This window comes from Corynebacterium sp. P3-F1, from assembly GCF_030503635.1.
GTDB lineage: Bacteria > Actinomycetota > Actinomycetes > Mycobacteriales > Mycobacteriaceae > Corynebacterium.
The window spans coordinates 1,977,757-1,998,917 of the sequence record NZ_CP129965.1; the positions used below are offsets into that span (position 1 = coordinate 1,977,757).

General features: G+C 62.0%; 18 protein-coding genes and 2 pseudogenes. 10 read left to right on the forward strand and 10 right to left on the reverse strand.

The annotated features are described in order from the left end of the window. The first annotated feature begins 23 nt into the window (after window positions 1–23). From QYQ98_RS09430 to QYQ98_RS09440, 3 genes and pseudogenes are all read left to right on the forward strand, one after another. Window positions 24–581: an LGFP repeat-containing protein gene (locus QYQ98_RS09430; protein ID WP_302006608.1), complete on the forward strand. Its 558-nt coding sequence runs from the start codon at window positions 24–26 to the stop codon at window positions 579–581. 182 nt (window positions 582–763) lie between these two features. After that, window positions 764–2,092: a PhoH family protein gene (locus tag QYQ98_RS09435; RefSeq protein ID WP_302006610.1), complete on the forward strand. Its 1,329-nt coding sequence runs from the start codon at window positions 764–766 to the stop codon at window positions 2,090–2,092. A gap of 45 nt (window positions 2,093–2,137) precedes the next feature. Next, window positions 2,138–2,665 (forward strand): annotated as a pseudogene (locus QYQ98_RS09440) (N-acetyltransferase family protein); the annotation flags it as partial. A 214-nt stretch (window positions 2,666–2,879) separates the two neighbouring features. Here the strand turns inward: QYQ98_RS09440 and QYQ98_RS09445 are convergent. The 4 genes from QYQ98_RS09445 to glpX all read right to left on the reverse strand — a co-directional run bounded on the left by QYQ98_RS09445 (window position 2,880) and on the right by glpX (window position 7,737). Further along, the gene (locus QYQ98_RS09445; RefSeq protein WP_302006611.1) at window positions 2,880–4,418 is read right to left on the reverse strand and encodes an MDR family MFS transporter; all 1,539 of its coding nucleotides are present in this window, start codon (window positions 4,416–4,418) and stop codon (window positions 2,880–2,882) included. Continuing rightward, window positions 4,412–5,023, reverse strand: a complete 612-nt coding sequence (locus QYQ98_RS09450; RefSeq protein ID WP_302006613.1) for a TetR/AcrR family transcriptional regulator — start codon at window positions 5,021–5,023, stop codon at window positions 4,412–4,414. Before QYQ98_RS09450 ends, QYQ98_RS09445 begins: the two co-directional genes overlap by 7 nt. Before the next feature lie 119 nt (window positions 5,024–5,142). Further along, window positions 5,143–6,540, reverse strand: a complete 1,398-nt coding sequence (locus tag QYQ98_RS09455) for a class II fumarate hydratase (RefSeq protein ID WP_302006614.1) — start codon at window positions 6,538–6,540, stop codon at window positions 5,143–5,145. Window positions 6,541–6,729: 189 nt separating this feature from the next. After that, window positions 6,730–7,737, reverse strand: a complete 1,008-nt coding sequence (gene glpX, locus QYQ98_RS09460) for a class II fructose-bisphosphatase (RefSeq protein ID WP_302006615.1) — start codon at window positions 7,735–7,737, stop codon at window positions 6,730–6,732. Between the two features lie 166 nt (window positions 7,738–7,903). Here glpX and QYQ98_RS09465 point away from each other — a divergent pair, with 166 nt between their 5' ends. Next, entirely contained in the window at window positions 7,904–8,509 is a 606-nt protein-coding gene (locus QYQ98_RS09465) for a DUF4245 domain-containing protein (RefSeq protein ID WP_302006616.1), read from the forward strand. A gap of 46 nt (window positions 8,510–8,555) precedes the next feature. On the opposite strand, the gene QYQ98_RS09470 is transcribed toward QYQ98_RS09465, so the two are convergent. Next, window positions 8,556–8,846 (reverse strand): exodeoxyribonuclease VII small subunit, encoded by a 291-nt coding sequence (locus QYQ98_RS09470; RefSeq protein ID WP_302006617.1) that lies wholly within the window; start codon window positions 8,844–8,846, stop codon window positions 8,556–8,558. Window positions 8,847–8,885: 39 nt separating this feature from the next. After that, window positions 8,886–10,133, reverse strand: coding sequence for an exodeoxyribonuclease VII large subunit (gene xseA, locus QYQ98_RS09475; RefSeq protein ID WP_302006618.1), 1,248 nt, complete (start codon window positions 10,131–10,133; stop codon window positions 8,886–8,888). A gap of 142 nt (window positions 10,134–10,275) precedes the next feature. On the opposite strand from xseA, the gene QYQ98_RS09480 reads away from it, so the two are divergent. After that, window positions 10,276–11,235, forward strand: a complete 960-nt coding sequence (locus tag QYQ98_RS09480) for a 4-hydroxy-3-methylbut-2-enyl diphosphate reductase (RefSeq protein ID WP_302006619.1) — start codon at window positions 10,276–10,278, stop codon at window positions 11,233–11,235. Between the two features lie 8 nt (window positions 11,236–11,243). Here the strand turns inward: QYQ98_RS09480 and QYQ98_RS09485 are convergent, their stop codons facing one another. From QYQ98_RS09485 to QYQ98_RS09495, 3 genes are read right to left on the reverse strand one after another with little or no spacing between them, the layout of a single operon-like run. Next, window positions 11,244–11,906, reverse strand: a complete 663-nt coding sequence (locus QYQ98_RS09485; RefSeq protein ID WP_302006621.1) for a DUF6542 domain-containing protein — start codon at window positions 11,904–11,906, stop codon at window positions 11,244–11,246. Between the two features lie 52 nt (window positions 11,907–11,958). Beyond that, window positions 11,959–13,125: a DNA recombination protein RmuC gene (locus QYQ98_RS09490; protein ID WP_302006622.1), complete on the reverse strand. Its 1,167-nt coding sequence runs from the start codon at window positions 13,123–13,125 to the stop codon at window positions 11,959–11,961. Window positions 13,126–13,146: 21 nt separating this feature from the next. Further along, complete coding sequence (locus QYQ98_RS09495; RefSeq protein ID WP_302007758.1) at window positions 13,147–14,466, reverse strand: AI-2E family transporter; 1,320 nt, start codon at window positions 14,464–14,466, stop codon at window positions 13,147–13,149. 294 nt (window positions 14,467–14,760) lie between these two features. Here QYQ98_RS09495 and ychF point away from each other — a divergent pair, with 294 nt between their 5' ends. The 5 genes from ychF to QYQ98_RS09520 all read left to right on the forward strand — a co-directional run bounded on the left by ychF (window position 14,761) and on the right by QYQ98_RS09520 (window position 20,904). After that, the gene (gene ychF, locus QYQ98_RS09500) at window positions 14,761–15,849 is read left to right on the forward strand and encodes a redox-regulated ATPase YchF (protein WP_302006623.1); all 1,089 of its coding nucleotides are present in this window, start codon (window positions 14,761–14,763) and stop codon (window positions 15,847–15,849) included. A gap of 20 nt (window positions 15,850–15,869) precedes the next feature. Beyond that, on the forward strand, window positions 15,870–17,381 hold the full coding sequence (locus tag QYQ98_RS09505) for a recombinase family protein (protein WP_075467190.1): 1,512 nt from the start codon (window positions 15,870–15,872) through the stop codon (window positions 17,379–17,381). A gap of 364 nt (window positions 17,382–17,745) precedes the next feature. Further along, window positions 17,746–18,171: a lactococcin 972 family bacteriocin gene (locus tag QYQ98_RS09510; RefSeq protein ID WP_016456436.1), complete on the forward strand. Its 426-nt coding sequence runs from the start codon at window positions 17,746–17,748 to the stop codon at window positions 18,169–18,171. Between the two features lie 227 nt (window positions 18,172–18,398). Then, a complete protein-coding gene (locus tag QYQ98_RS09515; protein WP_231376317.1) occupies window positions 18,399–20,183 on the forward strand; it encodes a hypothetical protein in 1,785 nt (594 codons plus the stop codon). Further along, window positions 20,170–20,904: an ATP-binding cassette domain-containing protein gene (locus tag QYQ98_RS09520; protein WP_016456434.1), complete on the forward strand. Its 735-nt coding sequence runs from the start codon at window positions 20,170–20,172 to the stop codon at window positions 20,902–20,904. The genes QYQ98_RS09515 and QYQ98_RS09520 overlap by 14 nt, the downstream gene beginning before the upstream one ends. A 133-nt stretch (window positions 20,905–21,037) precedes the next feature. On the opposite strand, the pseudogene QYQ98_RS09525 reads toward QYQ98_RS09520, so the two are convergent. Continuing rightward, window positions 21,038–21,160 (reverse strand): annotated as a pseudogene (locus QYQ98_RS09525) (IS3 family transposase); the annotation flags it as partial. Window position 21,161: the final 1 nt, after the last annotated feature.

Consider the following 21,161-nt stretch of genomic DNA (forward strand, 5'->3'; position numbering starts at 1 on the left):
GTTTACGAAAGGATACTTAAATTATGAACCGCAAGTTTGGTGCAGCCGCCGCAGCAATCGCTCTGTCCGCAGGTCTTGTCGCTTGCTCCAACGACGAAGGCGACGTCAAAGAAGTTGAGGCAACCGAAACCGATACCGCTACCGTGACCTCCGCTACCGCTGAGAGCGAGACCGCTGCTTCGGAAGCTGACGCTGCTGCGGCGGACGGTGAGACCACCGAGATCACCACTCAGGACGGCGAGAAGGTCGTTGTTCCGGCGGCTGCCGCTAACGCTCCGGAGGAGCTCGGCCTGGGCAACTGGGGTGACCCGTTCAACGTCGAGACCACCGAGGACGGCGCAACCCTCATCGAGTACGACGCTGAGAAGAACATCGTCTACTCCGAGGAGACGGGTGCTGTGCCGCTGGTCGGCGAGATCGCTAAGACCTGGAAGAAGGACGGTGGCCTGAAGAACGAGATCGGCCTGCCGCTGAAGGCTGAGGACAAGCGTTCTGACGACAACGGCTGGATCCAGGAGTTCCAGAACGGCACCATCGAGTGGCTCGAGGAGAACGGCGAGTTCGGCGCCAAAATCAGCTAACTACCTGCACGATTGAGGTTTAACGGAAGTTAACCTTACATCGATGTAATTTACACTTTGCTCCTCTAGTGTGGCAGGTGTCAGGCACCGCGAAGAACGGTCCTGGCTACCACCAACCGCACTAGGGGAGCAAGTTCATGTTTGACCCTTCTGTTAGCCATCTTGAAACTGCCGGCGCTCGAATGGAAAGCGCGGGCGACAATCCCGAACAACTCACATCGCCCGCCGCACTGAAAACTTATGTGCTGGACACCTCGGTTCTGTTGTCCGATCCGTGGGCGCTGAGAAAGTTCGCGGAGCACAGCGTTGTTCTCCCGCTCGTGGTCGTCACGGAACTCGAGCAAAAACGTCATCACCCAGAGCTTGGCTGGTTCGCCCGCCAAGCTCTTCGCTTTTTGGAGGACCTGCGCCAGGACTACGACCGGCTGGACGAGCCCATGCCGGTCAATATCGACGGCGGCACCGTTCGGGTGGAGCTGAACCACCAGGACCAAACGAACCTTCCTGCTGCGCTGCGCGGGCCGGAGAATGACAACCGAATTCTGGCGTGCGCCTTCAACTTCATGCAGGAGGGTAAGGACACCGTTCTGGTGACCAAGGACGTGCCGCTGCGCGTGAAAGCGGGCGCGGTCGGTTTGGCGGCGCAGGAGTACCGCGCGCAGGATGTCGTGCTTACGGGCTACACGGGAATGGCTGAGCTGGAGGTCTCCGGGGAAGAGATCGACGAACTGTATGCCACCGGTTTTGCAGCTATTGACACTGGTGATCTCCCGGTGCATTGCGGTTTGACGCTGAACGCGGGGAGGCAGTCTGCTCTTGCGCGGGTGGCACCAAGCGGAGGCGTGAAACTCGTCCGCGGCGACGCCGACGCTTTCGGATTGTCCGGCAGAAGCGCCGAGCAGCGGGTTGCGCTCGATCTGCTTCTCGACGACACCGTCGGCATCGTCTCCATCGGCGGCCGCGCCGGAACCGGTAAGTCCGCGCTTGCTCTGTGCGCAGGGCTGGAGTCGGTTTTGGAGCGCGGAGAGCACAAACGCATCATTGTTTTCCGGCCGCTGTACGCGGTAGGCGGGCAGAACTTGGGCTACCTTCCGGGCGATGAGATGGAGAAGATGAACCCGTGGTCTCAGGCGGTGTACGACACATTGGAAGGCGTTGTTTCGGACAATGTGCTCGAAGAAGTCGCAGCGCGTGATCTGCTGGAGGTGCTGCCGCTCACGCACATCCGCGGCCGCAGCCTGCACGATGCGTTCGTGATTGTCGACGAAGCGCAATCCCTTGAGCGCAACGTCCTGTTGACGGTTCTTTCGCGTCTCGGCCGCGGCTCACGCGTGGTTCTCACGCACGACGTCGCACAGCGCGACAACTTGCGGGTGGGGCGGCATGACGGCGTGCAGGCGGTGATCGAGAAGCTCAAAGGGCAGGATCTGTTCGCTCACGTGACACTTACCCGCTCCGAGCGTTCTCCGATTGCAGAGCTGGTTACCGACTTGCTCGAGGACCATGCGTAAGCAGGTAATTCACAGGCCGAGAAAGGCAGTTGTACGATGGTCGCCATGCCGAATCGCGATTTCACGATCCGTCCCATCCGTCCTGAGGATTACCCGCAGGTCCGCGACATCTACGAATCTGGCCTCGGTACGGGCCACGCTTCGTACGAGACCGAGGGGCCGACGTGGGCGAAATTTGCCACCAACAAAATCATCGAGACGGTCTTCGTCGCCGTCGAGCCTGACGACGATGACAAGGTCCTCGGCTGGGTCGCCGCCGCTCAGGCGTCCACCCGTTCCGTGTTCCACGGGGTCGTCGAGGATTCCATCTACATTCATGCGGATGCCCGCGGACGCGGCGTGTCCGGGGCGCTGCTGGACAAGCTGATCCAGACCTGCAAGGACTTGAACAAGTGGTCCATTCACTCGTGGATCTTTCCCGAGAACGAGGGCTCTGCTGGCCTGCATGTGTCTCGCGGGTTTGTGAAAGTGGGCACCTACCACCAGATGGCCAAGATGACCTACGGGGAGATGGCTGGCACGTGGCGTGACACTGACATTTACGAGTTGCTGCTGCCGAAGCCGGGAAAGAAGCCCGCTGCAGGTGAAAATGGGGCTCAGCCCGAGACCGGGGGCGCGACCGGAAGCGCGACCGACGGTGGTGCCGCAGCCGGTGCCGACGCGAGCAAGAGCGATGCCGCGAGCAGGAGCGATGCCGCCGCTACCGATTAGGACAAAATAAGAGAGCCGGTGCTGGTCAGGAGATGACTGGCACCGGCTCTTTTCAGGCTCCGCGTGAGTACGCGCGCTATTCCACGGTCTCCTTCAAAGTGTCTTCGCGCACCGGAGTGAGCAGGAGAGCCGCTGTGACGACTAGGGGGATGAGCAGGAGGAAAATGGGGGTCAAACCGTCGTTGTAGCTGGTGGCGATGGCGTCGTGAAGTGGCTGCGGCAAACCGTTGACCGCGCCTGGCGTCATTGATTGAGCGGCGCCGTCCTGGAATGCTTCGGCGTACTTCGCTCCCTCAGGGCCGAGTTGGGCTAGAGCTTCCGGCAACCGGGTTTCCATATTCTTCTGCATGTTGTGGATGAAGACTGTTCCCACGACGGAGGCACCGACGGACATTCCGATTTGACGGAAGAAGTTGTTGGCGGCTGTCGCAGTGCCCACGACGGCGATGGGGAAGGAGTTTTGGACGATGAGGATGAGAACCTGCATCACCATGCCGAGGCCGAAGCCGTAGATGAAGATGTAGAGGCCGAGGGTCCACAGGCCGGTGTCTGCGGTGAGCCGCGAGAGAAAATAGCACCCAGCTGCAACGACACCGAGACCGACGATCGGGTAGACCTTGTAGTGGCCGCTACGGCTGATCAGGGCGCCGATGCCAATGGAGGTGATGATCATGCCGCCGACCATCGGGATCATCATCAAACCTGCTTCGGTGGGGTTCATGGAGTGGACCATCTGCAGGTAAGTCGGCAGGTAGGCCATGACACCTGTCATGGATATGCCCAGAACGACGCTGGCGGCCGTGGTCAGCGCCATGTTGCGGTTGCGGAAGAGCCGCATGGGAACCAGAGGGTTCTCGGTGCGCAGCTCGACGAGCACGAAGAGAACCGCTGAGATTGCGGAAGTGACCAGCAAACCGATAATGCGGGTGGAGCCCCACGGGTACTGCAGCCCGCCCCAGGTGGTGGCGAGGATGAGCGTGGAGGTGGCCACAGCCATGAGGGACGCCCCCAGCCAGTCGAAGCGGAAGCCGTCACGCTGACCTTTGGACAGGTCGAGGACGATGGATGCCACGGTCATGGCAAGCAGGCCGAGGGGGATGTTCATCCATAATCCCCAGCGCCAGCCCGGGCCGTCGGTGAACCAGCCGCCGAGGACGGGGCCGAGGACCGAGGAAATGCCGAAGACGGCGCCCATGACACCCATGTATTTGCCGCGTTCACGGGCGGGAACGACCTCCGCGATGATGGCCTGGGAGTTGATCATCATGCCGCCGGCGCCGAAGCCTTGGACGGCGCGGCCGATGATCAGCAGGGTCATCGTGTTGGCGAAACCACCGAGGGTGGAGCCGATGACAAAGAAGGCGATGCCGGAGATGTAGAACCATTTGCGGCCGAGGCCGTCGCCAAGCTTGCCGTAAATCGGTAGCGCAATGGTCATGGTGACCATGAACGCGGAGATCACCCAGCTCATGTGCTCGACACCGCCGAGTTCGCCGACGATGGTGGGCAGGGCCGAGGAGAAGATCATCTGCCCGAGCGAGCTCATCAACATTGTGATCAGCAGCGCTGTGAAGACGAGCCCGACGTTCGGGCCCTTTTTCTTAGTGTTTACCATTCGAGTTTCCTTGCGTAGTCGGTGATGAATACAGCGGCGCTGTGGACGGTGTCATGCAGATCTTGGCCGGGTTCGGAGAATTCTGGGTTGAAGGAGGTGATGCTCACCGCGTTTTGAACGAGTTCGACGATGGCGTGGATTTCGGCGGTGACGTGGCGCTCGGGGGCGAGTCGGTCGCCGGGGTATCGTTCGAAGTGCTCGCTGAGGGCATCGGAGATGGCCGTGAAGGTGGCGCGGTGCCGCGCGAGTGCGAGGTTCGCGAGAGTCGGGTTCGACGCGAAGATGCGGCGGCGGCGCTCGATGGTGGCGTTGTCGAGCTCGTCGTCGTCAGCGAGACTGGTTTCGGAGATGATCAGTGCGACGAGGTTGTCTGCTTGCGTCTCGACGATGCGGCGGAGCGCCTCGTCGGTAACGGTCAGCGGCGCGGGGCCGAGAACGGCCTCGTCTTTGCTTTCCATGTAGTTGAAGAAGGTGCGGCGGGAAATGCTGGCTTCAGCGCAGATGTCGTCGACGGTGATGTTGTCGAAGCCGTGTTGTTCGACGAGGTCGGTCGCGCTGTTGATGATGCGTGTGCGAGTTTCTTCGCGCCTTTTGGCTCTATCCACGAGCAGCCAGATTACACCGGGTGCAACAAAGTGCAAGCATTCGCTTTTCGACGCCGCCCTGAACCCCGAAAACCCCGGCAGCGTTGCACTGCCGGGGTGTGGGGGGAGAGAAGATTCCGCTAGTTGCGGTCGGTGTTCGCCATGTCGAGGACGTTGAGGCGGCGGTCCAGCTCTTCCTCAGTCAGGTCGTCGCCGATGAAGCCGAGATCGATAACGGTCTGGCGGATCGTCTTGCCTTCCTTGAGGGCTGTCTTGGCCACCTTCGCGGCGTTCTCGTAACCGATGGCGGAGTTCAGCGGGGTCACGATGGACGGCGAGGACTCGGCGAGGGTCTGCATGCGCTCGACGTTGGGCTCGATGCCGTCGACAAGCTTGGTGGCAAACTGGCGTGCCGTGTTGGCGAGCAGGCGTGCGGATTCGAGGACGTTGCGCGCCATGACCGGGATGAACACGTTGAGCTCGAACTGGCCCTGTGTGCCAGCGAAGGCGACAGCGGCGTCGTTACCGATGACCTGGGCGGAGACCTGGGTGGCGGTCTCGCACAGGACCGGGTTGACCTTGCCCGGCATGATGGAGGAGCCCGGCTGGAGGTCCGGCAGGTGGATCTCGGCGAAGCCGGTCAGCGGGCCGGAGCCCATGAGGCGGATGTCGTTGGCGATCTTGTACAGGGACACGGCGACGGAGCGCATTGCGCCGGAGAACTCGACGAGGCCGTCGCGGTTGGCCTGCGCCTCGAAGTGGTTTGCCGCTTCGGTGAGCTCCTGGACGCCGGTGAGGTTCTTGAGTTCCTCGGTCACCTTGGCGCCGAAGTCAGCCGGGGTGTTCAGGCCGGTGCCCACTGCGGTGCCGCCGATCGGCAGCTCGCCCAGGCGGGGCAGGGTTGCTTCGACGCGCGCGATGCCGAGCTCGATCTGGCGAGCGTAACCGGAGAACTCCTGGCCGAGGGTGACCGGGACGGCGTCCATGAGGTGGGTGCGGCCGGACTTGACCACGTCCTTCCACTCGTTGGCCTTCTTCTCCAAGGACTCCTGCAGCACCTTCAGGCCCGGGATGAGGTCGTTGACAGCGGCCTCGGTGGCGGCGACGTGCGTCGCGGTCGGGAATGTGTCGTTGGAGGACTGGCCCATGTTCACGTCGTCGTTCGGGTGGACCTCGACACCGCCTGCCTTGGCGATAGACGCGATGACCTCGTTCGTGTTCATGTTCGAGGAGGTGCCGGAACCGGTCTGGAACACGTCGATCGGGAATTCGTCGTTGTGCTGGCCGTCCGCGATTTCCTTGGCGGCGGCGATGATGGCGTCAGCCTTGGCTGCGTCGAGAGCGCCGGATTCCTTGTTCACCGTCGCGCACGCTGCCTTGAGCAGGCCGAGGGCGCGGATCTGCTGAGCCTCGAGGCCGCGGCCGGAAATGGGGAAGTTCTCCACGGCACGCTGAGTCTGTGCGCGCCACAGAGCCTGCGCGGGCACCTTCACTTCACCCATGGTGTCGTGCTCGATGCGGTATTCCTGATCAGCCATAATCTTCCTTTGAGTTTGTCGCTCGCACGCATCGTGCCGCCGCGGGAATCGTGGCGGATTCTGTGTGCCTGTCCACCCGCGATTATGCCCCAAGCGGAGGTTGGCGGGAGCCGGAAAGACCGAATGTCGCCCCCGCATTGAGGGGGGCGACATTCATGCGGCGCGGCCGCGCTCGGGAAGCGGCGGGGTTTAGTTGCCCGGGCCGGAGTAGTCGACGACGGAGTACTCGCGCAGCTTAGCCAGCTTGTGCAGGGACTCGACGTGGCGCACTGTGCCGGACTTGGAGCGCATCGCCAGGGACCGGGTGGTGGCGCCGTCGGAGCGGTAGGAGACACCGCGGAGCATGTCGCCGTTGGTGACGCCGGTCGCCGCGAAGAAGCAGTTGTCGGAACTGACCAGGTCATTGATGCCGAGAACGCGGTCGAGGTCGTGGCCGGCAGCGAGAACCTTCTCGCGCTCTTCGTCGGACTGCGGTGCGAGCATGCCCTGGATTTCGCCGTCGAGGCACTTCAGCGCGCATGCGGTGATGACGCCCTCCGGGGTTCCGCCGACGCCCATGGCGATGTCGATAGAGTTGTTGTTGCGGGCTGCGGCGATGGCACCGGCAACGTCGCCGTCCATGATGAAGCGGACCTTCGCCCCAGCTTCACGGATCTCGGAGACGAGCTGGGAGTGTCGGGGGCGGTCGAGCACGACGACGGTGACGTCGCGCGTGTCGATGCCTTTGGCCTTCGCGACGGCTTGGATGTTGTGGGCGACGGGAGCAGTGATGTCGATCACGCCGGTGGCTTCCGGACCGACGGCGATCTTGTTCATGTAGAACGCGTCGGTCGGGTCGAACATTGTGCCGCGCTCAGCTGCGGCAATGACGGAAATGGAGTTCGGCCGGCCCTCGGCCATCAGGCGGGTGCCGTCCACAGGATCGACGGCGAGGTCGAGGGCTGCACCTTGGCCGTTGCCGACGTTCTCGCCGTTGAAGAGCATCGGAGCTTCGTCCTTCTCGCCTTCGCCGATGACGATGACTCCGTCCATGTTCACGGAGTTGATCATCTTGCGCATCGCGTCGACCGCGGCACCGTCGCCCTCGTTCTTCTTGCCGCGGCCGACCCATCGGCCGGACGCTAGCGCCGCCGCTTCTGTCACGCGAACGAGCTCCATCGCGAGGTTGCGGTCCGGAGCTTCAACGGGGTTGGACATTATGTGCGCCTCCTGGGCAGTGGGTGGGGGTGATTCTTCGGTGAAATGATGTCACCTCTGTGTCTATTCTGGCACCTTTGGCTGTCCGGTATGTCTGGTTTCTCACCTGATCGGGGGCGATGAGTGCATTTCGGGTGCACGTAAGCGGCGTGACATACTGGCTAGCGTGGCTAAGGAGAAACCCCGGATTTTCCAGGACGGCAGGGACATGACGATCAATGTCATTGTCATTGTGCTGTTGATGATTGGTGCCGTCGGCTTTACCGGCATGTGCAGTTTCAACCCGGGGCGCCCGGAAAACGGACCCGTCCAAGAGGTCGACGGTGCGACGTTCATGGGCATGGAAGCCCGGGCGGTGGATTTCCCGGTGCGCTTCCCGGATATGCCCCAGGGGTGGGTGAATAATTCGGCGCGCCGTTCGACGATTGGGGAGATGCCCGCTCCGGTAGTCGGCTGGGTGACCCCGCAGGAGGGGTTCCTTCAGCTCACACAGACTGACGCGGACGTGGATGCCGCGGTTAAGTGCGCGGATTCTTCGCCCCGCGAGAAAACAGGTACGCAGCTTATCGACGTTCCCAACGCCCCCGGCCACGAGGCGCTCGTTTATTCCTCTCCTGAGAATGACGTGCGCGATCTGTGGGTCGTCGATCTTGGTGACGTGCGCTTGCTGGTGAAGGGGGAGGCGCCGGAGGAGGAATTCCGGGAACTCATGGCTACGACGATCGCTACGGCACCGCTCCCGCACGCGGCTCCGGCGGCCTCTTCCTCTTAGCCCTCCCAGTTCGCCTTTCGGAGGTTTCTGAGCTGCTCAGTCTCCGTTAGTCGTCGGAATCGCCTGAACGTGTCTCGTCGCCCCCAGCGGAGGAGCTGGCGGTGCCGAGGGCGGACTCGACGCGCTTCTGGGCGCCGTCGAGAAGCACTTCGCAGCGTTTGGCGAGGGCTTCGCCTCGCTCCCAGTACTTGAGTGATTCGTCGAGGCTCATCTGGCCTAGCTCGAGGATTTTCACGGTCTCGATGAGCTCGTCGCGGGCTTGCTCGTAAGTGAGCTCTGCGGGGTCGGGGAAGGCATTGTCGTTGGGCGTGCCCTGTCCGAAGGTGTTCTCTGCCATGATTTCTCCTTGAGTTTCTCCCGGGTTGTTCGGCTGGGGTTATTCGGCTGGGGTGGTGGACATTCCGGCGGCGGTGATGGAGCCGTCGCCGACGCGGATGCGGAGCTGGGATCCGGGCGGCGCCTGCTCGATGCTGGTCACCACTTCGGCGTCGCTGCCGTCGCGGGGCTGAACCTGGACGACAGCGTAGCCTCGGGCGAGTGTCGCCGACGGCCCAAGCGCTGAGACTTGGGCGCGCAAAGCCCGAACTTCGGCGGACTCCGCGGCGACGAGACGGGTGATGTCGCGCCTGATGGACGCCCGGGAACGGTCCAGCTCCTCGCGGCGCTGCAGGATCGGGGTGAGCGGATTCGCCATGACGGGGCGGGAGCGCAGCTGGCGGACCCCCTCGCGTTCGCGGTGCACCCAACCGCGGAGCGCCGCGGCCATGCGGGAGCGGGCTTCGCCAATCAGCTCGTATTCGGCGGCGACGTCGGGGACGACGCGTTTAGCGGCGTCTGTCGGTGTGGCGGCGCGCAGATCGGCTACGTTGTCCAGGACCGGATTATCGGGCTCGTGCCCGATCGCAGAAACGACTGGTGTCTTTGCTATGGCGACCGCGCGCTGAAGGACTTCCTCGGAAAACGGGAGCAGATCTTCAACGGAGCCGCCGCCGCGGGCGATGATGATGACGTCGATGGTCTCGTCGGCGTCGAGAAGCCTGAGCGCCTCGACGACCTCCGGGACGGCGTTGGCGCCCTGGACTGCAGTGTTGATCACGCGGAAATCGACTGCCGGCCACCGGTCCTTGGCCACGGAAAGCACGTCGCGCTCTGCGGCGGATCCGCGGCCGGTGATCAGGCCGACGCGGGTGGGCAGGTAGGGGAGGGGGCGCTTGCGCGAGACGTCGAAAAGCCCCTCTGCGGCGAGCATTTTGCGCAGTTGCTCGATCTTGGCCAGAAGTTCGCCTTCGCCCACGTGGCGGATCTCCGTGACCCACATCGAAAACGACCCGCGGCCGGCATAGAACGCGGGTTTGCCGCGGACCACCACATGGTCGCCGTCTTTCAGCGGAGTGGGCATACTTCGCAACAATTCCGTCGACGCGGTGAGCTGCAAACTCATCTGTTCCTGGGTGTCGCGCAAAGTGAGATACGACAGCTTCCACGTCGGCTTCATGTTCACCTGGGTCAGCTGCCCCTCGATCCACAACCAACCCAGCCGCTCGATCCACTGTTTGACCGTCTGGTTGACCTGGGAAACTGACCACGGTGTCTCCGGTGTGCTCTTTGGTGGTTGTCCTGCCATTGGCCCACGCCCCCTTTCTTCTGCTGGCCGTAGGTGCTTGCGTTACTGCTTCGGTGCTCGACGAGGAAGCCCGGCGGTCACCGGGGTCTTCTCGAGCACGCCAGCTTACCTTTTAGACTGCCCATCCATTACCCTTGGTCCCATGTCCAGCACCGGAAAAAACGTCCTTCTTGCAGCCCCTCGCGGATACTGTGCCGGCGTGGACCGCGCAGTTGAAACCGTGGAGAAGGCGCTGGAAAAATACGGCGCCCCCATTTACGTCCGCAAAGAAATCGTGCACAACAAGTACGTCGTGGAGACCCTGTCTCAGCGCGGCGTGATCTTTGTGGAGGAGACCGACGAAGTCCCCGAAGGCGCGCACGTGGTTTTCTCCGCGCACGGTGTGTCCCCGGCGGTGCGCGAATCGGCGCGACAGCGCAACCTCATGGCGCTCGATGCGTCGTGCCCCCTAGTGACCAAGGTGCACAACGAGGTCAAGCGTTTCGCGCGCGACGGCTACCACATTCTTCTCGTCGGCCACGAAGGCCACGAGGAGGTGGAGGGCACCGCCGGTGAGGCACCGGATGTCGTCCACCTTGTTGACGGTGTGGATGGTGTCGAGGCTGCGCCTGATTTCCCGGCTGACCAGAAACTGGTGTGGCTGTCCCAGACCACCTTGTCGGTCGACGAGACGATGGAAATCGTGTCGCGGCTGCGGGAGAAGTACCCCAACCTCGAGAATCCGCCGAGCGACGACATCTGCTACGCCACCCAGAACCGCCAGGTGGCTGTCAAGGCGATCGCCGAGAAAGTCGAGCTGATGATCGTTGTGGGATCGCAGAACTCCTCGAACTCGAAACGTCTCGTGGAAGTGGCGCTGCAAAACGGTGCGGACGCGGCCTATCTCGTGGACTACGCGCGCCAGATCGACGAAGCGTGGCTCGACGGCGTGACCACCGTCGGCGTCACGTCCGGCGCGTCGGTGCCGGAGATCCTCGTGCGCGAGGTCGTGGAGTACTTGAGCGAGCGCGGATTCGACAACGTTGAGCAGGTCACCACGACCACGGAGACCATCACCTTCGCGCTGCCGCGTGATCTGCGGGCGCCGCGGACGCGGGAATAAGGGAAGGTTTAGGGGTTATACAGGTCGTCGCTTAGCCTGCGGCTGACCACGCGGGATTCATTCCGGTTCGCCTTCTGGCGCTCACCTCGGCGGGATAGAAGCTCCTCGACCGTTACCTTGGTGTCAGTGCTGTCTGACCTGGTGGTTCGCTGTCGCGACCGTGAGGCTTCGTAGCGCGTTCGCCTGTTCGAGGCGCTCGCATTGCGGCGTTGGCGCTCTTCACGCGCGAGAATGTCCTCGTTCTGTTTCTTCAGCAAACGGTGGCGCAGCAGGGCAATCAGAAGCGTTCCGAGTGCGACAAAAAGAAGCACCGGGAAGTACTGGGTTAGCGGATAGAGAATCAGCAGAGCTGAGGTTTTGCCCAGTGATGTCTGGCCGTCGGGGAGCTGGAAATACGCGTTCAGCGTGCCCGTCAGTAGCAGGAAGAACGTGTACAGAACCGGTATTGACGCGACGGTGATGAACAGGCCCTTCGGATTGACGAAGGTGGTGACAATGATCGACGCCAGCGCGAACAGCACGAGGAACGGCATTCCCACCGCCTCGTTGTACAGTGCGATCAGTCCGCCGGTTACGAGCGCGGCGATGATGATGCCAATGCCGGAACCCGTGGAAAAGCCGGACAGCGTCGATTTAGACGTGGACGACGAGCGGGGGGAAGCATGAGACACGATGAAACATGTTACCTGCCGGCTGTGCCGCCCTAAGCGTCACTCGGCGGAGCTACCCCCATTTTTCTTCCGGCTGCGCTTCGTGGGTGCGGGCAGGCGCGGTACGCGTGCGTGTGGACACCGAGTTCAGCACGGCGGGCGGGGCGGCGGAATGAGCAGGGACGTCGAGGTCTTTGAGCTTGCGGGCGGTAACTATTACGCGGGAGTCCATGGAGCCGAGGGTGGCGTTGAAGGCCTCGACGGCTTTATCTAGGGAGGCTCCGAGCCGGTTGTAGTGCTCGGCCATGGTTCCCAGGCGTGTGTACAGCTGCGTCCCCAGGCGTTGGATCTCCTGCGCTTTCTCCGTGGCGCTCTCTTGCTGCCAGCCAAGGCCTACGGTGCGCAGCAGCGCGAACAAGGTGGTCGGGGTGGCCAGGACGACGTCGCGGGAAAACGCATAGTCGAGCAGCTCGGGGTCTTGTTCGAGTGCGGCATCGAGGAAGGGGTCCGCGGGAATGAATAGCACGACGAATTCAGGGGTCGGGTGGAATGCCTCGACGTAGCTCTTCTCGGACAGTGTGGCCACATGGTTTCGCACGAGGTGGCTATGGCGGCGCAGGTACCCCTGTTTCTCTTCCGGGTCTTCGGTGCTCAAGGCATCCAGGAATGCTCCAAACGGTACCTTCGCGTCCACGACAATGTTGCGGCCGCGGCTCAAGCGAATCACCATGTCGGGCCGTACCATGCGTCCGTCGACCCACGCTGTGGCCTGGACATCGAAATCGCAGTAACGGGTCATTCCGCCGAGCTCCACCACACGCTCGAGCTGCATCTCGCCCCACCGCCCCCGGGTGTTGGGGGAGCGAAGAGCAGCCACGAGTTGGTCGGTGCGGTCACCCAATCGGGTAGACGCCCGGGTGACGGCTTGTACTTGCCCGGCTAGTGCGGAGTAGGCGACTGCTCTGTCCTCGTCCATTTCCCGCAGCTGCGCGGAAAGTTGCTCCATGGTCTGCCCGAGACGGTCCAGCTCACGTTGGCGTTCTGCCTCGAATGCGCGAGTCTCCGGGGAGGCGGGGATCGCTGCTTGCTCAGCGGGAAATCCCGCCTGAGCGGGACCCGCCGAGTGGGGGTCGTGCCGCGTCGAGCGCACAGAGTGGAACGCTGCGCCGACAAACGCCCCGCCAACGAATGCGAGGACGGCAACGACAATGATCAGGACAGCGACGGTAGAGGTGCTCATGCACCACACCCTTTCACACGCTTAAGACACGTCGTCTTCGCTGTCCTTGCGGGAACCGAACGGATTTTCGAACTTCCATTCTTTCCGCGGCCGAAAATTGATCGATTTCACCTGCTTGACCAGTGTTGACCCGGGCGTGTGGTGTGGGTCCCGTTGGTCGTTGACCGGATCGTCCACCGACGGTGGTGCCCAGACGTGCTCGGACATGAGCTCGTCGCGTGCGGCATTGCTCTCGCGTTCTTCTGCTTCGGCCAATGCTCTGCCGACGTCGGTGGAGAAGGTCAGATCGCTCGCGCTGACTTCCCCGGCGTGCAGGCGGAGCATCTCTTGGATGTAGCGGAACACCACCGCCAAGGTGGCCGCGACAGGAACGGCGAGGAAGGCGCCGACGAGTCCGAAGAGTCCGCCGCCGACCGTGACGGAGACAAGGATGATCACGGGGTGGAGGTTCATCGCCCGTGATTGCAGTAGTGGGGACAGGACATTGCCTTCGAGTTGCTGCACCGCGATGACGATTGCGAGGACGATGAGAGCTTCGGTGAAACCGAGGGAGACGAGCGCGATCAGCACCGCCAGGGTACCGGCGACGATCGCGCCGACGAGAGGAATGAACCCGGCCATGAAGGTGATCACCGCCAGGGTGAACGCCATGGGGACTCCGACGAGCCAGATGCCTAGGCCGATGAAGATGGCGTCGATAAGCGAAACGAGAGCTTGCGCACGGATGTAGCCGCCGAGGGTCTCCCACGCGCGGGTAAGCAGCTCCGTTGCGTGCAGGCCTGCGCGGCCGCCGGTGGCGCTGCGGACCCACGGCAGGAATTTAGGGCCGTCTTTGAGGAAGAAGAAAGTGAGGACCACCACGACGACTAGGGTGATCGACATCGACGTGGCGGTGCTGATGCCACTGAAGATGCCGCCGGCGATCGCGCCCGCCTTGTTCTGCATCCATGTTGTGATGTCCTGGATAATGGTGTCCAGCTGTTCTGCGTCAATGTCGAACGGCAGCGTTTCCTGGTTTTGCAGCCACAGCTGTAATCCCTGGATTCCTTGGCCGGCCTGGATGACAAGAATGCGTGAATTGCGCAGGATATCCGGCAGGATGATGGCCACGAAAAAGACCAGAACCGCGAAGAAAATCAGCAGCGACAGAAGCGCTGCAAACGCTTCTGGCACTTTGTGGCGGCGCAGGAAGTTCGTGATCGGGGACAGCACCGTGCACACGATCAGCGCGAGGATGACGGGCAGGACACCGGCCCAGAATTTTCCGATGAGGTAGAAACTGGCGCCCAGCAGAACCACGATGATGAGCGCTCGCAGCGAGAACTGGGCCGCGGACTTCATCCACGTATTGACAATGACGGAGCGGTCCACGCGGTTGTCGTATTCGTGTACCGCGCCTGACCCGGCAGATTTCGCGTCAGACGCTTGCACCTCTTCTGCTAGTGCCTGAGCGTCGGTCACTGGGTCCTTGCCCGCAATTGGGGGTTTCTCTGCAGAACTCACGGGTCCTATTGTGCCCTAAGCAATCAGCGCCGAGCGAAGCTTTTTACGCCCGCTGTTCGATGGCTCACCGCACGACCCCGCCCATCCGCCCGCCGTCCGGGGTGGTTCAGACGTGCGTTATCATTGGCCCTCGTGAGCCTTACTCTTGGAATTGTCGGTCTTCCCAATGTGGGTAAATCCACCCTGTTCAACGCGCTGACCCGCAACGAGGTCTTGGCGGCGAACTACCCCTTCGCCACCATTGAGCCGAATGTCGGTCTGGTGCCGCTGCCGGACAAGCGCTTGGACCGTCTCGCGGAGATCTTCGGTTCCGCGGAGATCCTGCCGGCGACGGTGTCGTTCGTGGACATCGCCGGCATTGTCAAGGGCGCCTCTGAGGGCGAGGGCATGGGCAATGCTTTCCTGGCCAACATTCGTGAGGCGGATGCGATCTGCCAGGTGGTGCGCGCCTTCTCCGACGACAACGTCATTCACGTCGACGGCAAGGTGGACCCGGCCAGCGACATCTCCGTGATCAACACCGAGCTGATCCTCGCCGACCTCCAGACGATTGAGAAGGCGCTGCCTCGTCTTGAAAAGGAAGGCCGCAAGGACAAGGACATCTCAGCGCAGGCGGAAGAGGCGAAGAAGGCTCAGGCGATCCTGGAGAATGACCGCACTCTCTTCGCCGCGTCCAAGGCTGGTGAAATCGACCTCGCGCTCGTGCGTGACCTTCACCTGATGACCGCGAAGCCGTTCCTTTACGTCTTCAACTCCGACGAGGGCGTGCTCACGGACGAGGCTAAGAAGGCGGAGCTGCGCGAGCTCGTCGGTCCTGCCGAGGCCGTGTTCCTCGACGCGCAGACCGAAACCGAGCTGCTCGAGCTCGACGAAGAGGATGCCGCAGAGCTTCTCGCGGCTGTCGGACAAGACGAGCCCGGCTTATCGACGTTGGCGCGCGCCGGCTTTGAAACCCTCGGACTCCAGACTTACCTGACTGCTGGCCCCAAGGAATCCCGCGCCTGGACCATCCACAAGGGCGACACCGCCCCGAAGGCTGCCGGGGTGATCCACACCGATTTTGAGAAGGGCTTCATCAAAGCCGAGATCGTCGCCTTCGACGACCTGGACGAGCTCGGTTCCATGGCCGAAGCGCGCGCCAACGGAAAGGTCCGCCAAGAGGGCAAGGATTACGTCATGGCCGACGGCGATGTCGTGGAGTTTCGTTTCAATGTAACCTGAGGCGCGCTAGTGTTAGCGGCATGACAACACGTGCTGCTATTTACCTCCGTATCTCGCTCGATGCTGCCATGGACGGCCTCGCCATCGACCGGCAGCGTCAGGACTGCGAAGCCCTTGCCGAGCAACGTGGCTGGGACGTCGTGCATACCTACGTCGATCAGTCGATCTCCGCGTCGAAGAAGGACGTGGACCGCCCCGACTACGACGCCATGGTGGCGTCTTTCGAGCGCGGCGAGATCGACGCGATCATTTGCTGGGACCTCGACCGCCTCACGCGACAGCCCTGGCAGCTCGAAGAGTGGATCGACAGAGCAGAAGAGCAGGGGCTGAAACTCGTCACCGCGAACGGTGATGCTGACCTTGCCACCGACGGCGGCAGAATGTACGCGCGCATCAAAGCAGCCGTGGCGCGCGGCGAGATCGAACGTAAAAGCATGCGCCAATCCCGTGCGCAACAGCAGCGCGCCGAGCAGGGACGCTGGTACTCCGGCGGTGTGCGCCCAATCGGCTACACCTCGACCGGCGAGATCATCCCACCCGAAGCCGCCGCCGTGCTCGGTATGTTCCGGGCTGTCGAGCGGGGCAACTCCATGCGCGACATTGCACGCGCCCTATCTGGGGTCGATCAACCGGGCTTGCCGGATATCCCGACCACGCCGCGCCATATGCACACCGTGGTCACAGAGCGCAACGCTCGACGCCGCGCTGAAGGCCAGGAAGAAAAGCCAGTTCCCGACGCGCAGCCGTGGGCCTATACGTCGTTGCACTCGATTCTGCGCAACCCCGTGTATGCCGGCTATTCCACCTACAAGAAGGCCAAACGCAAAGGCGTGAAGAACAAATACCGCCGTGTCACGCATATCGTCCGCGACCCCGATACCGGCGAGCCTGTGAAAGGGCAGTGGGAGCCGATCGTCACACCCGATTTGTGGTGGCGTGTGCAGAACGTGCTCGATGATCCCGACCGGCTGACCAACAAGGAGCGCCGGAACACTCGCCGCCATCTCGGCTCGGGTCTGTATGTCTGCGACGAGTGCGGCAACCCTGTGCGCACGCATGCCGACCGCTACCGCTGCGCCGCCTGTGGATTAGTGCGCACACATAGCGTCGATGATTTTGTGCTCGCCGTGATCCGCGCCCGCCTTGGCCGTGACGACCTGGCGGACCTGCTGCCGACTGTGGACGACGACGAGGTCAACGCCATCGACGACGAACTCGCTGAGCTTCGCGCAAAGCTCGCCCGCGTCCAGGCTGACTACGATGAGGAGCTTATCGAGGCCCGTGACCTCAAGCGCGCGCGAAACCGTTATGAGCCGCAGATCGAGAAACTCGAAACGCGCCGTGCCCGTCTTGCTGGCGCATCGGCGCTGCTCGACACAACCGGCTACGCCTCGCCCGTGGACGCCTTCGACAACGCAGAGCTTGCCGTGCAGCGCCGAGTCATCAACACCCTGTGCCAGGTGCGCCTGCGCCGTGGCGTGCGCGGAAGCAAGACCTTCAACCCCGAGTCAGTCCAGATCGTGTGGAACTAGGTTGCAGTGTGTGACACGTCAACAATCGCGCGCATGTGCTGCGCCTTAGGGGCGGCCTAAGCAAGCGCACGACACCGTGCGCTTGCGGCGTGCGAAACTAGGCAGGAGTTTCGCGCAGCTGACGTTGGCGAGGATGACGTCAGAAGAGAGCAAGGACGAAAGGGCGTGTTGCGGGCAACCCCACTCCGTACGGGGTGAATCCAAGACATAGCGGACCAAGGACAACCAACGCCCTCCCGAGCCTAAGGCCTGTGAAAAGTACCAATATAATTAGAAAACTGGTTCTATTCCCATTTGTATTCACTTAGGATAGTCTCCCTTTTGAGGAAATCCAGCCTCATTTCCTCTCTCAAAGGAGACTGTTATGACCCCCAAAAAGCGCACTCGGCAGTTTGCAGCGCTGCTGATTGCCTCTGCTCTGAGCGTTTCCGTATCTAACTCAGCCGTTGCTTCCGCAGAAGAATTCCAAGACCACGGCGCCAAGGGAGGCTTTGCTTCCGGTGTGATGGCCGAGCTACTCGGCGAGGCAGCACCAGCCTTCACAACCTACTGGGCATCTGTCGGCCGGAAAGTTCGCTACCCTGCAGGTGGCGGTACCTGGGAGTACGGATTCTGGGACGCTAAGGCGCGTTCTTATTTCACCGTGAATCGGTGCCATACTTCGACTGTGATCGTCAACGACAGAACGCAACGAAGCATCGACACCCGCGGCGGCCAGAAGTCGGTCGCCGAGCTTTGGGCAACGAATTTGCCGGGCACTAAGGACAGCTACTACTACGACTTCTGCTAGAACTCATGCGTATTCGACCCCTAGTACTTGGGCTTTTGAGCCTACTTCTTGCTGCAGTCATCGCGACTACTGGGTGGCTGCTGACAGCCCTGGTTGACTCCACCAAGCCCTTGTCCTTAGGGGTCGAATCAACCTTTAGTCTTGACTACGTCGAGCCTAAGACTTCACTCGCGGAGGAACTTGAGTCAGACTACGCACCGACGGTAATCCGTAACTCACTGGTTTCATTGGCCGAGCAGAACGGCTACTCCATCTACCGGCTGACTGGCACCGATGACGCAAGCGGGACTTCCCACGAGGTTTTCATCCCGCTGGAGGAAAATTATCCAGCACCGGAACGCATTCCCCGGCTCAACCGGCCGGATGCCTTGAGCCAAGCGGCCAGTGAGCTTGGGTCGCTGGATTACCACGGTGACTACGTCTTGGTTCCCAAAGCAACGGGTGGCAATGCGAACCACTTCTACGAATCGGCCAGGAATGACGGGCTCAGGCTAAGCGAAAAGACGCAGTTCCTTCACCTCATCCAATCGGTCGTATTCCGCCTGCCCGCGTTGGTGGCGATCCTGTTTCTATTTGTCGTTTCCCTTTTTGCCCTGGTATTTGTTCTTCGGGTTTCCGGTCTTAGATTGGCAGCGCTGCGCACAATAAATGGAGGGCACCGCAGTCAAAAAGGCAATTGGCGGCAATGGACCTTTGTCATCCTCCCGCACCTAGTTCTCATTGGCCTTGCGAGTACATTCCTCGCCCGCCAAGGGAGCTATTCTTTTGCCCTCCTGTTCCTCAGGTTCTACGCCGCCGGGATAGGCTTGGCCCTGGCTACCACCGGTTTGGCCGTAGCCGTCACCGCCCCATTGTTGCGCCGCGCAGTAGCGCTGCTGGGGCAGCGTGCCCCCGCAGAGAAGGCGGCGGGAAAAGCGCTGAAAGTAATTTCGGTCTTTACCTGCGTGACCTTTGTAGCAGCGGGTCTTAGCTCAGCGGCTGCGCTCCGCTCCTACCAGCAGGAATCCGAGGCCCAGCAGACCTGGAAATCTCTCGCGGAGTTTGGAGCCTTGCATTTTTCAGCCAACTTCGACGGCCCTGCTGGCCGCGTGGAAGGAGGCGAGCTCTTGCCGCCCAGTCTGCAGCAGAACTTCCGCGACTTCGCGCTCAGCTGGGAACGGGAGCACGGGGCTGTCCTCAGCCATACTTTGCCGAAAGAAGGTACCGGTGTGCCGGACTCCTGCCCCGTGGCACTTGCCAACCGCCAATGGCACGATCTGCAGGATTATCAGTTCCGTCCCGGAGACGACAACCACTCGGTCGACTATTCCGCAGCCCAAGAGCATTTCGCAGCTTCCGTGGATCTGTGGGCTCAGGAATCCGGCGACCTGCTCCTTAAATCTGCGCAAATTGGTCCGGTCAGTGCCGATCATGCGGTCGGATTCATTAGTGGAACAATGTCGGGGGAACTGGTTCCCGGCGATTGTTTTTACGTGCTTGAAACGGACGATCTATCCGGCTTCGACGCAGACTTCCTAAGCTCCACAGCTTCGAGTGAAAATTTGCTCTTCGCGGATTTCTCGGAACTGGGTCCAGAACTTACCGCTGCCGGCCTCGAAGGCTACGTCTACCCGGTACGCGCCGCCGATCGCGGTCTGGCCGAACTAGTAGCCAGCACGGCGCTGTTCTGGCTGAGTATCCTGAGCGCCCTCGGAGCTTTGCTCGCCACGCTTGCGGCCTTGATAGTCCAGGCGCGCATCCAGCTCCGAGTTCACCGTCGCCTCCTGGTACTCCTCCACAGCGCTGGGCAATCACCGGACAAAACAATGTGGCGACTATTCAAAAGCCAACTGGTCAGCCTGACAGTTGTCGTCATATTGTCCGTCCTGGCTCCGCTACTGCTTCCCAACCCGTTCCTCTACACCTTCACCGCGCTAAGCTGCCTTGTCTTAATCGTCTACCTCGGTTTTGTCCGTCTCAGTATTTCTCAGCACATGTCCGCCTCCCCTAGGAGTCACAATGTCATTGGCTAGCCCCAATCAGTCCCCCACTCTGCCGCCGGAGATTTCCACCTCTCATCTCTGTCTCGCCGCGGAGTCGACTTTTTCTGTGGGGCGCAGCACGCGGATGGTGAAGAAGTCCCTCGTGGAAAATGCAACGTTTTCCCTACCCGGGCCAGGCTTTGTCGCCATCTGTGGAGCCAGCGGTTCCGGAAAGACTTTGCTGCTCAACACCTTGGCCGGGCTCCTGCCGCCGGCGGACGGCCTCCTCCGGATAGACGGTGAGAATGCCTCCGCGTGGAGGATGAAGCGGAGGCGGAGGTTCTGGCGAGAACGCGCAGCGATAATCCACCAAGACCACGGAATCATTCCCGAACTAAGCTGCGAAGATAACCTCACCCTCGGGCTATCCAGGAAGCAATACTCCAAAGAAGAATTGCTGCACTCCCTCGGCGAAGTCGGTCTTGATGTCCCCTTCGACGGGCCGGCAGCTATTCTCAGCGGAGGCGAGCAGCAGCGGCTGGCGATCGCCCGAGCCCTGCTCCGCGGCGCGGCTTATGTGTTCGCTGACGAGCCGACCGCCTCCCTCGACCCCACTAACCGCGACCAAGTTATCGCGCTCCTGCGGCGAGCTGCGGACGGGGGCGCACTCGTTCTGGCCGCCACGCACGATGCCGCAGTTATTGCTGCCGCTGACAGCACCTTGCGCATCAATGATCGCCAGGTCACAGTCTCCGGCTCTGCGCGGGATTAAATCGCGATGCCCGCGGCCTTGGCCACCTTCCGGTACCCGGCCGCATGGTCCGCGACGCTGGCGTGGGCGTTGAGTCCGCTGGGGTTGTCGAGCACGGGCCTGACCCCCGGAAAGTAGACACGTCGGGGGTTAGCTATGCTGCTTGGGTCAGCGTAGCTGATGTGAGTGCTTCGAAGTCATTGGGGGCTAGAACGTTGCACCAGGAGTGCCGTCTGCGGGTGTTGTAGCGCATGCACCACCGGAAGACTTCTTGGCGA

Excerpts from the sequence above, each read along its gene's own strand:
- QYQ98_RS09495 (WP_302007758.1), bottom strand. The coding sequence starts at position 14,466 with ATGAAGTCCGCGGCCCAGTTCTCGCTGCGAGCGCTCATCATCGTGGTT.
- xseA (WP_302006618.1), bottom strand. The coding sequence starts at position 10,133 with ATGGCAGGACAACCACCAAAGAGCACACCGGAGACACCGTGGTCAGTT.
- QYQ98_RS09480 (WP_302006619.1), top strand. The coding sequence starts at position 10,276 with ATGTCCAGCACCGGAAAAAACGTCCTTCTTGCAGCCCCTCGCGGATAC.
- QYQ98_RS09520 (WP_016456434.1), top strand. The coding sequence starts at position 20,170 with ATGTCATTGGCTAGCCCCAATCAGTCCCCCACTCTGCCGCCGGAGATT.
- QYQ98_RS09490 (WP_302006622.1), bottom strand. The coding sequence starts at position 13,125 with ATGAGCACCTCTACCGTCGCTGTCCTGATCATTGTCGTTGCCGTCCTC.
- QYQ98_RS09510 (WP_016456436.1), top strand. The coding sequence starts at position 17,746 with ATGACCCCCAAAAAGCGCACTCGGCAGTTTGCAGCGCTGCTGATTGCC.
- QYQ98_RS09430 (WP_302006608.1), top strand. The coding sequence starts at position 24 with ATGAACCGCAAGTTTGGTGCAGCCGCCGCAGCAATCGCTCTGTCCGCA.
- QYQ98_RS09455 (WP_302006614.1), bottom strand. The coding sequence starts at position 6,540 with ATGGCTGATCAGGAATACCGCATCGAGCACGACACCATGGGTGAAGTG.
- QYQ98_RS09445 (WP_302006611.1), bottom strand. The coding sequence starts at position 4,418 with ATGGTAAACACTAAGAAAAAGGGCCCGAACGTCGGGCTCGTCTTCACA.
- glpX (WP_302006615.1), bottom strand. The coding sequence starts at position 7,737 with ATGTCCAACCCCGTTGAAGCTCCGGACCGCAACCTCGCGATGGAGCTC.
- QYQ98_RS09470 (WP_302006617.1), bottom strand. The coding sequence starts at position 8,846 with ATGGCAGAGAACACCTTCGGACAGGGCACGCCCAACGACAATGCCTTC.
- QYQ98_RS09435 (WP_302006610.1), top strand. The coding sequence starts at position 764 with ATGGAAAGCGCGGGCGACAATCCCGAACAACTCACATCGCCCGCCGCA.
- QYQ98_RS09505 (WP_075467190.1), top strand. The coding sequence starts at position 15,870 with ATGACAACACGTGCTGCTATTTACCTCCGTATCTCGCTCGATGCTGCC.